The sequence below is a fragment of the Mameliella sp. AT18 genome, from assembly GCF_028807275.1.
Taxonomy (GTDB): domain Bacteria; phylum Pseudomonadota; class Alphaproteobacteria; order Rhodobacterales; family Rhodobacteraceae; genus Antarctobacter; species Antarctobacter albus.
On sequence record NZ_JARAMO010000151.1, the window covers coordinates 1 to 14,738 of the forward strand.

Sequence of the window (14,738 nt, forward strand, 5' to 3'; positions counted from 1 at the left end):
CGTAGGTTCGATCCCTACCGCCGGAGCCATAAAAAACAAGCACTTAGGCTAACCGCAGCCAGGTGCGAGCTACATCAAGTACCGAATGAGCACTGTATTCGAGCGAAAAAACTGCTCCTGTCGGTACTTAGAAGAGAGCTCCCTGCTCTGAGTACTCTGCGACGGCATCTTCCTCGAACTCGATGCCCGACATGGCTCCCAAGTCCCGAACGATCCTGACCAAGTGGTGCGCTGTGTTCAGTTCCCGCCAGCCAGTCGCATCGCCGCAAGTATCGGTCAGCCCCTTCGCGTTTCGCCAGATGCGGTCGTCCGCAGGTGAGAAGCCCCTGCCGCTGTACTCCTTGCTCTCGATGATCTGCTTGCAGACGTCGCGCATCGTCGGCGTAAAGGCTCCCGAGTCGCTGCCCCTGACCACCAAGGTGTGGGTCTTGCCGGTGTAGCGCAGGTGCGGCCTCGGCCTTCCGCCTCCCTTGCCCTTCGGGAACACCATACGCCCGCAATCCGCGCCGAAGTCACCGTAGGCCAGTCGATCCGATTGGACGCCAGTCTCTTTCAGTGCCGCTTGGAAGGTTGTCCACTCCGCCCTGGCGATCAATGTGCGCTCGTTGGCACCGACCGGCAGCTTGTCTGGGTAAGCCGACGCCTGATAGACGATCTTGCTCCACCGAGCCGCGCCATCCAGTTGATCGAAAATTTCGCCGATGGCAGGCGCGAAGTCAGCGCCCAGGGGCGCCCCGGTGAAGTCTACGAAGAGGACACACTGTTCCGGCCGGACGCCCGCCTTTTCCACCGCCTTGACCAGGGCAGCGGGATCAACTTCCTCGAAGTCCATGTAGATGCCTGCCCGCACGTCGCCGCCCCGAATGAGGCCCTGCCGAGCGGGGTTGCTCAGATCGGCAACAGTCAGAACGGGAAGCAGGCGGGAGTTTACCGCCGTGGCGATGCGGAAGAGCGTCGCCACACCCTCGTCGCCCAGGGCCGCCGCGGCCAGTTGCGGGTCAAGAAACGCACGCCGATGGGGCCAGCTCTTTCCGAGGCGCTCCCCCATCATGTAGGCGATCTCGTCCAACGTGGGTACGCGCCCCTTTTCGGGGTCTGACTCGGTAGGAGGCGGCACCACGAAGCGAGGGCACACGTGTCCCTGATAACGGGCGGCCAGCCTACCGCAGGCAGCGAACTCGCCGGGTTTAGCCCTGAGAGCCGGGTAGTATGGGAGCATCACTCTTTCCTTTCTGGGCTTCGCCCACAAACAGTTTCCTCACGGTATTCCTCCCGATCTTGTTTGCGAACAGGGACCACTCGCCCCGTTCCTTGCGTATCCGCCCGAACACAATCGCCGGATGGATACCTAGCTCATTGGCGAAGCGCTCGATGACCGCAGCCGACTTCGCAATGCGAGCGGTAGAACGCCGCCAGCGTTCTTCTGGGATGAGCAAATTAGAGGCGAAGCGGTTGGCCTCCTCCTCCTGTTCATCGACCGATGTCTCTTGGTCTGTCTGATCGTAAAAGCCTACGGCCAGCCCGGTAGAGAAGTGAAGCGTGACGTGGGCAAGTTCGTGCATCAGCGTGAACCAGAAGTTGTCCACCGTGTCGGTCCTGACGGTCATTCCGACGACCGGTCTCCCATCCACGATGAACGCCGCGCCGTCGATCTTAAGGCCAGGGACCTGCGGTTCCACGATCAAGACGATTCCACGAATGGCGAGCACTTCCACTGCCCGGAGCGGTCCGCGGGGATCATTGCTCAGACGGACCAGTTCGGGCATCCACTTGAGTTCAAGCGGCTCATGAATGTCCTCGACGCCTGCGAAAGCCTCGCGCGCCCTAGCTGTGACCCTGGCGCGCCAAGCATGGAGCAGGACGTCTTCGGTGTGATCCACAACGTTGAGGCCAGTTCGGAGAAGCCCCGGGCTTCCGAAGTCGATCCGGTTCTCGGCGATGTAGCGGCGAAGCTCAGCCTCGGTGAAGTCTTCGGCGAACCAGCCGTTCTCGCGTCCATGCTTGAGGATTTTCTTGATTTCCGATCTCGAGACCCCGTCGATCACTTTGTCCAGCCCTCGGAAGGCAGGTTGGTCGGGCATGTCGGCAGTCAGGCGAACACCGAGCAGCGCCGCGACACGGTTATAATTCTTGAGACTGATCTGGGCGTATCGCTCAGCTTCCCAACGCTGGACCTGCTGTTCCTTCACTCCGAGGCGCCAAGCCAGGTCTTTCTGCGAGTAACCGTTGGCTATTCTCGCGACGATCAGCATCAGGCCCGGTTCGTGGTTGACGAGGTTCTTGAGTGCCGTTGGCTTCTGAGTTTCTTTGGCCTCTTCGTAGGCCTCGACCGCGTAGGTCAGGCGCTCGCGCTCGGCCTTCATCATGCGCGAGACTTGAGAAACCACCTCAGGCGGCAGTCCGGCAACAACCGGCTCCATCGCGTGCTCCGAGTTCAGTGCCTCGGTCAGACGAGAAATACGGGCGCGTGTTTCCCGCGCCTCCTTCTCGTTAAGGGTGATTCCGTTCATTGCCATGCCTCAACGTACCCAACTTATCTGTTGTGGGCAAGTACACAACGAATAAGTTGGGTGCAAGAGCCAACGGTCAGTTCCCTTCTGATTTCGCCTTGCGGCGCATTGGGACGTCGAAACCCTTCTTTCGCATACCAGCCGCTACAGACGCGACCGAGCGTGTTGTGGTCTTGGCACAGGGAAACTCGGCCACAACCTGATCCACAATCGCCGCATAACCCAAATTCTCATCCATCAGCAGCTTTTCAGTGAGGCGGCTTATCGTCAGCTTCGGCTTGTCGGTCTCGGCTGCATCCTCCGCCGTATGGTTGGCCTGTTCGGCGTCTTCGGCAGCCTCGGTCTTGGTCTCGTCAGCATCGGTAGCCCCGAGTTCTCTGACTTCGACAAAGATACTGCCCGGATGCTCGCCTTGCTTCTTTTGGGCGAGGTCAAGACGACCGCAGAAACCCACTGCTGTCCAGCCGTCTTTGCCATCCAGCAGAACAGCGTGAGAATAGGTTCGATCCGTCTTGCGGGTATGTTCCGATCCGTCAGGGGCAGTTGCAACATAGGTGGTCATAGCAGGTCTCCTTTTCAGCTTTGATGATCCTATGTTGTCGGGAAGCAGACTCCCCGCGCCCCCCCCCCTGAAAACATGGAAAGATGCCAGTGTTAATTCTCAGGTAGAATTTGCTCAATCTCACATTGTATTCTTCGCACAACGAGGTACCATCGAAGCATTTGGAGGCCGCCATTGCCGCGAGTAAAACACTACCAATTCAACATGCGCCTACTCCGAGCAGGACGAACCGCAGCAACCGCATTTGGACCAAGCTTTGCACCGGGAGAACCCCGCGAACTTGAACAACGGCCTTGGGAAAGTATTGACGGCGCGACCCTCTATGTTGGTCAAATTTACAATAACCCGCCAGGCTGGACAGACTTTATTCGAACCGGCAGCCCTGATCTTCCTGGCGACCTTTTTGCCAGTGGTGCTGGTGCCGCTCTGTTTGTGCCAAGTGGGGGAAGGATACTAGCGATCTGTTTCGGCCATGTGCACATCGCATTAAATGATGACGCGTTCGTTAGGCAGTTTGGCCTGAAAGTCACACTCAATGCTGTTTCACGCGAACAACTACGCAGTTTGGACACGGCAACACCTGATGCCGTGACTGTCCAAAAACGAGTTCAAACCAGCAAGGATAGCGACTTGCAAGCATTCGGTGTCGATATGTACCGAGACCTTGCTAGGGTGGCGGCAGGCACACCTAAGGACAAGGACTTCGCACAATTTGTAGCGGGCAAGGATGCCCTGAAAGTAATCGCAAAGGATAAACCAGACCAAGTACAAGCGTTGTGTGACAGAATGCTGGCTATGTATCTCCTAGAGGACTATAAGGCGGATTTTTCGTGGGTTGATCGCATGCAGATGGTCTCCGAAAAGGACGTGATCGCCCAATTGGATGAAAAGCTATTTGAAGCGCTGGACAAGTTGCGAGCGGGAGAGAACGCCGATCTGCACATGTCGCCTCCAGAAATCGTCGATTACACTGAGGGGAATCAACTTCACTACAATGGCTTCGGAAGTAACGGCTCCGATTTTGAAAGCCTCTCAATAGAGGATTATGTTGATGAACTAAATCGGTGCGATTTTGACGGTGAGGTGATCGAGCTCAAAGAAAAGCACTATATCTCAGCAAAGAAGGACAACGAAGAGAAGTTCGATCAAAAATGGAAAGTTTATGACTGCTTCATTTTCGAAACCTCTCTTGGGGAAAACGGCAACGAAAAACATTACGTGCTGTTTGCAGGGTGCTGGTATTGTGTCGATCAGGATTTCAAGGCCGAAGTAGACGAGGCTTACGACGCCCTCGAGAAAGTTAATATCGTGGGGCCGACCACGTGCTTGAACGAACGAACTCTAATCGAAGAGCTTGTGAATACACGTGACGATCTTCTGAAACTGGACCAACAGAAAATCAACCCGAAAGGGGTAAAATACGGCAACTTGGAGCCATGCGATTTCTTCTCCGCATCGCGCGAATTCATCCACCTCAAAGACGGACATTCGTCCGGATCAATAAGCCATCTCTGGTCTCAGGGAGTTGTGAGTGCTGAAGCGTTTTTGACCGATCACGATTTTAAGGTGAAACTTCGTAGAATTGTCAAAAGTGAGAGCGACAAAAAGGCAGGCGGCACGGCGTTTGAGGAACTTTTGCCGATGGCGGCTCAGAAGCCCATTCGAACAGACTTCAAGGTAGTGTACGGCATAATGAGGAAACCATACAAAGACGGATCATTGGGTTTGCCGTTTTTCTCCAAGGTCAGCCTGCAAGCCGCCGTCAAACGACTGGAGGAGTTCGGCATTCCCGTTGCGTTGGAGCTCATTCAAAAGCCCGCTTCAGATGCGGAGGCTGGCGAAGACGAGTAGAGCACTCTCTCACATCTGATATTCAATGAAAGAGTCTGGCGCCTTAAGGTCTTGATTTAATAGTGGTACATCAATGCCTTATCGTTCAAGCACTGGCGGAAGTACTGTTTTGTAGGGTTTTTGAACCAGATTTCGAGCTTCATGGTGTCCAAACCCGCCTGACACTGGCCAGACGGGTTCATTCTTTCAAGTTCTCATGCAGCTTTTTCAGGAGGACTGTGCCGTTCAAGTATTGCGACTTCTAAATCTCGACGAATTTCTTGGGCGAGTTCTTCGCTGATGCCGTCGCCGCCAAAAGCACGTTCTTCTTCGGCAATGCTTTCAATAAGCGGTTCGAACAAGGCGGAACCAAGGTGCCCCCCATATTGCGAAGTCAGTGTGTGCGTCAGGCCCATCAGATAGTATTCTTCCCTGTCAAATTTTGTCCTTAGGTCTAATGTTACGCCTTTGATAATATTTGGGTTAATTCGCAAAGCACTCTTAGGCAACGTGAACACAAAACGAATGTGCTCAAAGCTCTCAAGATCGGTAATTTGTTCAATTTTCATGGGCATCCAATGTCTCCTTTTTCTTGGAGCCTTGGGTATGTTCGCTAAACATTAACTCAGCGTCTTGGTGGCGCACTCAATTGTTAACCTTTTCATCATAAAGAAGCGAAAAAAGCCCCCGCCAAATGATGACGAGGGCCGATAGTCTTCCGAATTTGTAGGTGTTTAGACGCTCAGGCGTTTGTGTGCGTCGGCCACATCCATGCTGGTGATGCCGCCCCGCTCCAGTTCCTGAGCATCGTCACGGGTCTGCATCAGCGCCTTGCCCATATCAGTATCAAGCGCTCGCAGGTAGGCTTTCTCGAAGGTTTCGCCGTCCTGCTGCATCGATTTGGCCAGCGTATCGAGTTGAGTTTCGGCGGCTTCACGGTTCTGCCGTGCTGCCTTACGCACATCTTTGGTCATGGTCTTCTCCTCAATGGGCAAGTTCGCCCGTTTGGCCACCGCTCGGGCGGACTCAACTTCGTTTTCAAGCTGTTCGACCTCGTGGGCCAGTTCAGCGACTTCCTGGGCTTCGGCTTCATCACGGGCCAACCGCATCAAAGCGTCTTCTAGGTCTTTCTTGCGTGCTTCCAGCCGCGCCAGTTCTTCGGCGTGGCGTTGTCCTTCCTGACTCATCGTGTGGCCTCCATCTTTTCCAGTTCGGCTTGTGCCTCGCGGGACACGTAGGGTTGCGGGGATGATGCCTTGATGCGGAGCAATTCGACCCGGAGGCTTTCGGCTACCCGTGCCTCGGCATCGCCGAGAGAAATAGCGTGGCGTTCCCTGATCGGGGTATCGATGCCAAAGGTGCGGGCGAGCTTGATGCCGCCAGACTGGATCAGGGCCTTCACCAGGGGTTCAGCGGCCCGATTGTTCGTGAGTGCCCGTTCCACAGCGGTCAGGTCGCCACCGGCACCCGAAACCTGCCCAACGTCCTTGCGCAGGGCATCGGCGTAAGCATCCCATGTAGACGCCAGGGCATTCAGGGCTTCGTCCACCGCAGCAGCGAGTTTGGCCCGCTTTGATGTGGCATCAAGTGCGGCCTCGGCACGACGCCGGCGGTTGTTCCGTTCGGCACTCTCGGCAGCCCCTCGGCTGCGGTCTTGAAGCTCGGCCAAGGCATCGTCCACGATAGCGATCCGTTCAGCCAACGCGGCTGCGGTTCCACCGGGTTTCTTCCCCGCAATCATGGCGTCACGGGCTTCGATGCGGGCTTTGTCGAGTTCCCCGTTCAGGCGTTCCCGCTCAGCTTTCAATTCGGCAATCCGTTTGTCCAATTCGTTCTTGTCCATAGCATCCTCGGTTCGTTGTCGTCGGGGAGCGGACGGCCAAGGTCGAAACCGCCAAAGCGCCTCAGCCGTCCGTATTTTGCCCAGACAAGAAAAGGAGGAAACTGCCTGGCACGATCACACGATGCCGCTTCTGTCCGGCATGGGGGACCAGCGTTTGGCTACCGAACGTGAAATGCTGGCTCAGGTCGCGCCCATGAGGTCGAGTTCCATTTGACGGAGAAGATCGGTTGGAACGCCGGGATTATTCAGAAACTGACCAGGGTTGTCTTTCAGGTCAGACCGATAAGACCGCCAACATCTTGCGTTGGGACAATCAATACCTCTTTCGATGAAGGCTTGCATTGCCGGTGTCACCCATCCGCGGGGGAAGGCCATGCTTCCGTGGACGTAGTACATGCCAGCCAGCAGGCGGACTGTGTTTGCCCTCATGGTAGAATTGGGAAGCGGTGGAAAGTCATCCAGCGCTTCCGCCACCAGTGCGTCAGCAAGCTCCTGCGTTTTGTAATACCGATGCGCAGGCAAGGGCGGAATTGGACGTGTCTCTGGTTCACTCATTCGGGGTTCTCGGGCGTCATTAGCGTCTAGGCCATCGTGCCGTTATCTCGAAGGCAAGTAAGCCAGCAAGCTACCCCTCTGACATTGGATCAATAGAGCCTTCCCCAAAGATAAATTTGAAATCAAATACTTGGATTCCAGCGGTGACACCAAGTACTGTACCGAGAACTGCAACGACTATAGTTATCGCCCGATACTGATCGTTGGCTTGACGCTCACTTCCGTACCCTAATGGTTTCAGATGCCTTGACCCAAGTATCAACGGGTTTTCCGTTTCGCATCGACACTTGTTTTGGCGCGACAGAACCTGCCTTCAAAACGTCATGCAATGCCTTGCTCACCCGTAAATGCGTAGGTTCCATCCATGCTACCATTTGGCCATCACAGATTTCATCGCCAATAACATCGATAAACTCGTTGTGACGCACCCCGATATTCAAAGCGCAATTTCCGTTCAAGTTTTCCGCCAGACTGTCGAATGACATGATCTTGAAGTTGGGGGTTTCATACGACTTAATCAGTTGCTTTCGCTGCAGACTATTTTCGATTTCGGCTCTGCGCCCATGTACTAATACAAACTTGAACGTAGTGGGGTGTCTTGCCATGTGCGCTGGAACTTGCAGTGCGCATCAACGATGCTAGAAATCCAGCTGCGTTGGCTTGGTCATTTAGCCAAGCCTCCCAAGTCTTTATCTGGTGGATGGCTTTCTGAAATTCCGAACTGATTTCGTTGCTATTGGGCTTAAAGTATCGGGAAGACGGGTTCTCTATCTCAATGAGGACAGCGTGCCAATCGATGCTGCTTTTCGAGAAAAAGAAGAAATCTGATTTGTAATCGGCGCCAAATGGCAATTTTCGAAGAACGAGTCCAAAATGAACGCCGTGGTTTTGCACGAACATCCGCGGGATCAATCCTGTATGCTGCTCAATAAAGTCTTGATAAACTTGCTCTTTACGCTCCTCGTCAAGCAAGCTGAGATACTGGGACTTAAGGTCCTCGTTGGTTGAAGTGCTCATCAAAAAGAACCCACTTTTTTTGGTTGAGACTATCGCACAGGGCCTAAAGGCTCTCAACACATTGCAATCATTAGCAGGAAGTGAACTTTTGCACATCTCGCAACACAACTTGGTCTGGGCTACTGACGATCTTTCACTTCGCCCCACAGCACACCCTGAATTCCAAGTTAGGTCAACGTTCTAAACGAAGGAAGGTGCGACTTGCCTTCGATAGTTAGTGGTCCTCAAAATAGGGCGTGGCTACGATCCATTCGACCAATTGAGTGCGGGTTTCATCCTCAAGGTCCTTGCGTCTCTCGACTGCCCCGATTGCTTCGTCTCTCACCTTGGCGGATTGCCAGGGAACAGGATCGCGGTTGGCATTCATCTCGGCCAACACGCCATCGTCAGGATCGTGCAGATAGCCGAGGCAAACACGCATGGTTTCGGCGCCATCGGCAAAGACCTTGGTAGCTACACCTCCGGGCCGCACGAACGTGATTTGGGACGAATGGTCAGTCATCAGATGTTCCCCCGGTCTCCTGTGGCGTCCCCTGGACGACTTCGGCGTCGATCGTATCGTGTCGCTTACCCGAGACTGTTTCGGTCACCACGGGCCTCCGTACAGCCCCTTCCGGCTGAACCAGCTTTGGTTTGGCTGGCAAGGAGGTTTGAACGCTCGTGGAATTGTTGATCTGGACATTGGTTTGGGCAGGTCCATCCACGGAACTCATCCGCAGGGATAGGAGCTTGTTCAGGACACGGGGATCGACGCTGGCCGTCTCGAAGCGGTAAACCGGCTCGAAGTCGTCGTCCAACTCGGGTTCACCCGTCTCAGGATCGAAACACTGAACCCATTTGCCAGTCCCCATCTCCAAGGCCGTCTGGACCACTCGCATGGTCAATTCTTCCTCGAAAGCTGCCAGGGCCTCGTCCCAAGCCTCCGCAAAGTCAGGATGTTTTGCACGCCGGTCATAGAAGGTCCGCCGGGTCAAGCCAGTCATGTTGGCCGCATAGGTGATGTGGCCGAACTGACGGAGATAGAGCAGAAACTCGTCCCCCTTCTCGCCGTAGATGGGGCGGGTGATTGCTGCAATCTTGGAAGGCATCCGCGGGTCACTGGCCGGTTTGATCCGGTTCATCCTCATCAAGCTCATTTGGGTGCCTATTCTGTCTTCATCACTGTGCTTGGCTGAGGAAGGTGCCGATTAAGCCCTTGAAGTCATTCACGCCCCAGACGCCAGAACGCCCAATTCAGTATCATTGGGCCGGCCTATCTGTGCGGGCTGATGGCTTCGTTTTTTTCACGGACAGCATCCTCGTTGCCGTTCGAGGTCAGAATGTCGTGTTCCGTTGGAGCCGTATGCCAGCGATTTACAAGGGAGTGTGCCGGCTCACAACGTTGTGCAGTCCTGGTCTTCCAAGCGGGAGGAATTCTACGTCTACAAAGCATTTTTTGGGGCTTTACGTAACGCATTGTTTTTATAGCCTTGTAGACAATGTAGATCGTCGTAGACCGTTTTCGCTATATATATCCGGATTGCATATTGCCCCTGTGCCCTGGTCCGTGCCCTATGCCTAATCGGCTTATTCTACCAAGATATACAGCTTTAAGATCTACATGATCTACATCGTCTACAAGCCTTCCAAAACAAGGCCTTAGAGCCACGGCTTAAGATCAACGAAGATCTACGACCGTCTACGCCGTGACCGAATTGATACGCTCCGATTGCCAGAGCATCACCCATCGGCTCGGACATACCCTGCCGAAACACGACCACCCAACCTAACGCTCCGTCTGTGCTTCCAGCCAAGTACCTCCATGGCCCGCCTTATGCGCTGCGCATGGCCCTTATTCTGCCGGTCGCTTTCCAAGCAAAGATAGCTGAGTAGGTCCTGGGTATGCACCTTGCCGGCGGGGGGAGGCTCACGCAACGGAGAGGCAACCCGCTCCCCATCGATCATTTCCTCAGCGTAGTCACCCGTGCCAGCCTCAAAGGCCTGCCTATCCGATTGCCGGTTGCTGAGCATTTCAGCCAGCTTATCAACCCAAGGATCATCAACCGTTTCGTCTGCCTGGCGTTCTGCTGCCATCGACCACAAAGGTTCAGGCAAAACGTGACCGATGCCCGATTTGAACAACGCATCTGCTTCGGCCCAGAGCTGGTCCCGATGCTCGGCAATCCAGCCCAGATCAACCCTGGACCCAGAGGCCATTTCCAACGGCCAGAAACGCCGTGCACCCGTTGGGTCGCTAAGGTATCCGCCTTCGTTCACAGTGCCCGCAAATACCACACGGCGTTGATGATCCTCGGTGTTGCGACCATAGGGGGTCCGATACCTGTCTGTGGCTCGGGACATGAATGCTTTGAGTACGTCCATGTCACTTGCCCGAAGACCGGCCAATTCGGCAAACTCGTGGACCCAGACACCTTCCAGGTTCATAGCTGCATCTTTGTTTCGAAGATCACCAAGCTCTGCGTCACTGAACCAATCCGGGGAAAACAGGTCCCGAATGCCCGTAGATTTCAAAGAGCCTTGAGGCCCCTTGATGACTGGCATCGTGTCCAGCTTGCAGCCCGGTTGCCTTTGACGAGCCACGGCCCCGACCATAAAGCAGCGTGAGACGGCTTCGGTGTAATCGTCCCGACCACATTGAAAGGCGTCTGTGAAGAGGTCTTTTACCCGGTTGGTTCCATCCCAGGTCAAGCTATCCAGATAGTCCAAGATCGGGTTGAACTTGTAGAAATAGGCAACCGTTGTGATTGCATCCTGCACGTTTTCCTTCGACGGCTGGTAGTCCTTACGCTGGTGCTGTTCCATCAAGAACGTGCGGGCCAGCAAGAGCAACTTGTCAGTCAGCACACGACCATAGCCTTCACCCCAGGGCAATTCACCCATCAGAACAACCCGCTGCTTGAGTTCGTCAAACCTTGGATCAAGCTTGGAGCCGGTAATTGCCTTTAGGGCATTCTTGGGTGTGTCGGGGGCTTCGCCGGTCTTCTTGTTGACGATCAAACCACCTTCATGCACCCGCCGCCTTTTGGGAGCAGGTAGTGCGTTTGTAGCCAGGTCCTCCAGGTCGTCGTCGAAATCATCTGCTGCCGGCGTTCTGGGAATGGCGTCTTCGGCCCCGGCATCACGCAGCAGTTTATGCAGTGTGCGGAAGGTTATGCGATTGCCGTCATTGTCGGCGTGAAGGCTATCCCATCGGATGCCGATAAGGGTGCCGTGATCCGCATATGCGGGGTCCTGAGTGCACCAGTCTACAAACTCCTGACGCCCATCCCCTGCTGTTGCATGGTGGCAAGCTTGCATCAAAGCGAGCCAATCGTCGTGGTCTGAAAAGTCGGCTGGGTCCAAATGTTCAAGCATCTGAGCCAGTTCTTCCTGATCGTGCTCTCCCCCGCCAGTTGCAACGCTGCCTGACGGTCTTCGGATCAAATCGATAAGAGCCTTGGGTGCAGTTTCGGCACCGAGAGCATCCAGTTCGGGCGTACCAGCCTTCCAGACATATGTCTTCAAGGTATCGGGGTGGATCGAACCCGGAGCGACGACTTGCCGACCAACCGTTTTGAATTCGACGCCGGGATATTGGTCGTTGAGACTGTCTCGGGTGGAAATAGCCTCTGGCTTGGTCATATAGATGTGGAGGCCACCAGAGCCGGTCTCAACGGTCGAATAGTCATTGATGTTCAGGCCAACGTCTGCACAGAGCCGTTTGAATGGATTGTCCGTGGCAAGTGTCTCACCTTCGGGGAAGCCCCGAGGGTCCACATCCAAGACCAGTTCAAAGGGTCGCAGACGAACGCCCACGTTGTTCCCCGCCTCCATGTGCTTGATTTGGTCTTGAGATTTATAGGGACGCTTCATCCAGTTGCTATCGATCGGGGACTTGCCCCGTTTACGTCGCTTGCCCTTGACCTCATCTTCGGCCGAGAACTTATGCAAAGGGAGGAGCTGGTATCCACTGGCCAGCAAGGGCGTCAGTTGCGACGCATCGGTATGAACACCCATTTCAAGCCCCCGCACGATTCGCGTTGTAGGCCTCAATCACAGAACGTTCATAGAAAACGGCTGTCCCAATCTTTACGAAATCAGGACCAGCACTCTTGTATTTGGTGTTGTTGCGGCGATTGCGAAAGGCCATCAGCGTGGTTGCCGGATGCCCGGTCAAGGCTGCGGCTTCCTTCGTCGTCAGAAGGTCTTTCAATGGTGTGCCAGAAGGCTTGAGGGCGTTATCTTCATTTTCAGGCATGGCAGGCCTCCTATATGCTAAAGTATCGACCGGATTGTCCTGCTAGGCGGCTGTGGCAATCCGGTCTATCGATCAGAACAATACCGTGCCCAAATTCCCCCGCATACCAACACTTGACCCGCACGCAACGAACGCTGGCGTAGGGAAACCTTTAACTTCACCCTTGAAGCTGACCGTTGGCCTTAGGTAAAATGCTGGTGGAATTGTTTTGCCAGTTCCGCCTCATGGACACGCCACCTGTTCGGCTCACGCCTTGCGGCTTCGTCCCGCAAATATCCGTTTTCCCAGAAATTCACGTTGTCTGCATTCGAGTTGATCGCATCCAAAGCGGTGCCGAATTGAACGGTTATTTTCCCCTGCATATCTTCAACCCAATCAATCGGGAAAAGACCCAGAAACTCGGCAAGCAATCGAAGACAGGCATCGTCAAAGCCGTTGAAGCCCGCAGCCCAACTGGCCTCAATCACCTGCTCAACCGGATCGGTGCTGTCCAATTTGGCCTCTTGCAAGAGCATCTTGGCCATCTCGTACCGGTCTTCTTCGTCGGAATAATCCGGCACCGGGTCTCGGTGCTGGGTGACTGTGATCGTTCGCATTACGCTGCCCCCGACATCATGAAGGCATCCAGGTCGTCACGGTGATAACGGACAATTCGGCCAACGGTCCGGTAAGACGGGCCAGTGCCCTTGCTACGCCAATTGTGCATGGTGCCAGGCGAGACCGAAAGGTATTTGGCAGCGGCCTCGGTTGTCATCCAAGGGGTGTCAGTTTGTGGATTGCTCATGCTGATAACTCCAATATCCAAGTGCGTCCAAATGGACAGCGATGAAATCAGGTTATCAGCTTGCGAGGTCTCGATATGCCAACGTGTTAAGGCATCGTACCATCATTCAGGCAACACCAGCCTTGGCCAAGACCATATCCTCTAAGGCTTGTGCATGGGGCCGAAGGGCTTCAACCAAATGCGTCTGGTGCACATACCCGCCAGAGGCGCCTGGAAGCCGTTGCCCCAACAGAAGCGCCCCTTCTGCGTATGGCACACTAGCGGCAATCATCATCGTTCTGGCATGGTGGCGAAGTGCGTGGGGAGACGGAACACCAGCCCGCTTCGGCTCGGCAACGTGGCCTGTGGCTGACCCTGGTGACGGCCAAAGCCAGGGCGAGCTGAGAGGCTCGTCCTCTGCCATTCTGGCCTTCAAGGTTTCGGTCAACCAGCGGCCAGTTGGGAAGGACCAAGCTCCACCCGTTTTCATGTGGGTGAAAGTCAGCACGCCAGCCTCGGCATCGAAGTCGGCACATTTCACACCAAGCAGGGAAGTTCTCCGTGCACCCGTCAAAAGGAACGTCCGTTGCAGGTCACGCATTAAGGGAGACATGGCTTCGGTTGTGGACCAGAAATCGGCCATGTCCAATTCCCCGACTTCCCGCTTGGGGGTTGCAGGGACACGAAGGGCATCAACGGGATTTGCCCCAATCGTTTCGTCATGGCGGCGGGCCGTATTCACAAGAGCTCGAACGGTGCGCATGACCGAACCACCCGTGGTCTTGCCGTGACGCTTTGTGAGCTGATCCATAAGCTCTCGGCAGTCCTGACGCGTAATGTCAGCCACGGCACGACGCCGAAGACGCCTAAGGTAGTTGTCCATATGGTACTGGTAATTCCTGAGCGTGGCATCAGAAAGCTCCCGCTCCTTCAGGTGTTCTTTCAAGGCTTGTTCTAACGTGATGCCGGTGGACTCCGGACCCGCTGTTGGATCAACGCCGGACTGGATCGTGGCCATGAGTATTCGGGCCTCATTTCTGGCCTCGGCCAGTCGGATATGGTCAGCCCGTCCGATCTTGACCCTCACAGTTCGAACGTGCCGCTTTTCCCGGCGGACGTCGCTTTGCACGGCAAAGGTCTTGCAGGTCTTATGGCAGATGCACATCAGCCCTTTCACATCGGTGTCCCGATGGATGCCCGAGCCAAGTGGGAGGTCCCTGATACGGGCCTCGGTGAATTTGAATATGGTCATGGAAAGTACAGTCCCGAGTACAGTGTTTGCGATTGATCCAGGTGGGCCTGGATGGTGCTACCGGGATGATATTGCTATGTTTTCAAGGGGTCGTACGCCCCGAATGAGGCCAAATGGACCATGATTTGCTCGCAATCTCAGACTGTTAATCAATTGGTCGTAGGTTCGA

Annotated in this window: 17 protein-coding genes; 1 reads left to right on the plus strand and 16 read right to left on the minus strand. The window is 55.0% G+C overall.

Translation table 11 applies throughout. The features are described 5' to 3' along the window. Window positions 1-127: 127 nt before the first annotated feature. The 3 genes from PVW46_RS14290 to PVW46_RS14300 all read right to left on the minus strand — a co-directional run bounded on the left by PVW46_RS14290 (window position 128) and on the right by PVW46_RS14300 (window position 3,072). Window positions 128-1,219: a beta family protein gene (locus PVW46_RS14290; protein WP_069208308.1), complete on the minus strand. Its 1,092-nt coding sequence runs from the start codon at window positions 1,217-1,219 to the stop codon at window positions 128-130. Continuing rightward, a complete protein-coding gene (locus PVW46_RS14295; protein WP_274576337.1) occupies window positions 1,188-2,510 on the minus strand; it encodes an ImmA/IrrE family metallo-endopeptidase in 1,323 nt (440 codons plus the stop codon). Before PVW46_RS14295 ends, PVW46_RS14290 begins: the two co-directional genes overlap by 32 nt. 76 nt (window positions 2,511-2,586) lie before the next feature. Further along, on the minus strand, window positions 2,587-3,072 hold the full coding sequence (locus tag PVW46_RS14300; RefSeq protein WP_069208306.1) for a hypothetical protein: 486 nt from the start codon (window positions 3,070-3,072) through the stop codon (window positions 2,587-2,589). A 204-nt stretch (window positions 3,073-3,276) separates the two neighbouring features. Between PVW46_RS14300 and PVW46_RS14305 the strand changes: the two genes are divergently transcribed. Continuing rightward, window positions 3,277-4,923 carry a DUF6119 family protein gene (locus PVW46_RS14305; protein WP_083242175.1) on the plus strand — a complete coding sequence of 549 codons (1,647 nt, stop codon included), beginning with the start codon at window positions 3,277-3,279 and terminating at the stop codon, window positions 4,921-4,923. A gap of 194 nt (window positions 4,924-5,117) precedes the next feature. Here PVW46_RS14305 and PVW46_RS14310 read toward each other — a convergent pair whose 3' ends face one another. From PVW46_RS14310 to PVW46_RS14365, 13 genes are all read right to left on the minus strand, one after another. Beyond that, window positions 5,118-5,477, minus strand: a complete 360-nt coding sequence (locus PVW46_RS14310; RefSeq protein WP_069208305.1) for a hypothetical protein — start codon at window positions 5,475-5,477, stop codon at window positions 5,118-5,120. A 159-nt stretch (window positions 5,478-5,636) separates the two neighbouring features. Next, window positions 5,637-6,089, minus strand: coding sequence for a hypothetical protein (locus PVW46_RS14315; protein WP_069208304.1), 453 nt, complete (start codon window positions 6,087-6,089; stop codon window positions 5,637-5,639). Next, window positions 6,086-6,745, minus strand: a complete 660-nt coding sequence (locus tag PVW46_RS14320; RefSeq protein WP_069208303.1) for a hypothetical protein — start codon at window positions 6,743-6,745, stop codon at window positions 6,086-6,088. Before PVW46_RS14320 ends, PVW46_RS14315 begins: the two co-directional genes overlap by 4 nt. A 180-nt stretch (window positions 6,746-6,925) precedes the next feature. Next, complete coding sequence (locus PVW46_RS14325) at window positions 6,926-7,300, minus strand: hypothetical protein (protein WP_139132238.1); 375 nt, start codon at window positions 7,298-7,300, stop codon at window positions 6,926-6,928. Between the two features lie 215 nt (window positions 7,301-7,515). Next, window positions 7,516-7,785 carry a hypothetical protein gene (locus PVW46_RS14330; protein ID WP_274576343.1) on the minus strand — a complete coding sequence of 90 codons (270 nt, stop codon included), beginning with the start codon at window positions 7,783-7,785 and terminating at the stop codon, window positions 7,516-7,518. A gap of 52 nt (window positions 7,786-7,837) precedes the next feature. Beyond that, window positions 7,838-8,272, minus strand: a complete 435-nt coding sequence (locus PVW46_RS14335) for a Shedu anti-phage system protein SduA domain-containing protein (RefSeq protein WP_274576345.1) — start codon at window positions 8,270-8,272, stop codon at window positions 7,838-7,840. A 259-nt stretch (window positions 8,273-8,531) separates the two neighbouring features. Then, entirely contained in the window at window positions 8,532-8,819 is a 288-nt protein-coding gene (locus PVW46_RS14340) for a hypothetical protein (RefSeq protein WP_069208302.1), read from the minus strand. Continuing rightward, window positions 8,812-9,453, minus strand: coding sequence for a hypothetical protein (locus PVW46_RS14345; protein WP_069208301.1), 642 nt, complete (start codon window positions 9,451-9,453; stop codon window positions 8,812-8,814). Before PVW46_RS14345 ends, PVW46_RS14340 begins: the two co-directional genes overlap by 8 nt. A 583-nt stretch (window positions 9,454-10,036) precedes the next feature. Continuing rightward, window positions 10,037-12,313 (minus strand): VapE domain-containing protein, encoded by a 2,277-nt coding sequence (locus PVW46_RS14350; protein WP_083242173.1) that lies wholly within the window; start codon window positions 12,311-12,313, stop codon window positions 10,037-10,039. A 1-nt stretch (window position 12,314) separates the two neighbouring features. Further along, complete coding sequence (locus PVW46_RS14355; protein ID WP_139132236.1) at window positions 12,315-12,554, minus strand: helix-turn-helix transcriptional regulator; 240 nt, start codon at window positions 12,552-12,554, stop codon at window positions 12,315-12,317. A gap of 182 nt (window positions 12,555-12,736) precedes the next feature. Continuing rightward, window positions 12,737-13,150 carry a hypothetical protein gene (locus tag PVW46_RS14360; RefSeq protein ID WP_069208299.1) on the minus strand — a complete coding sequence of 138 codons (414 nt, stop codon included), beginning with the start codon at window positions 13,148-13,150 and terminating at the stop codon, window positions 12,737-12,739. Continuing rightward, window positions 13,150-13,338, minus strand: coding sequence for a helix-turn-helix domain-containing protein (locus tag PVW46_RS28765; protein WP_065327152.1), 189 nt, complete (start codon window positions 13,336-13,338; stop codon window positions 13,150-13,152). The genes PVW46_RS14360 and PVW46_RS28765 overlap by 1 nt, the downstream gene beginning before the upstream one ends. Before the next feature lie 106 nt (window positions 13,339-13,444). After that, complete coding sequence (locus PVW46_RS14365) at window positions 13,445-14,569, minus strand: site-specific integrase (protein WP_069208298.1); 1,125 nt, start codon at window positions 14,567-14,569, stop codon at window positions 13,445-13,447. Window positions 14,570-14,738 lie beyond the last annotated feature (169 nt).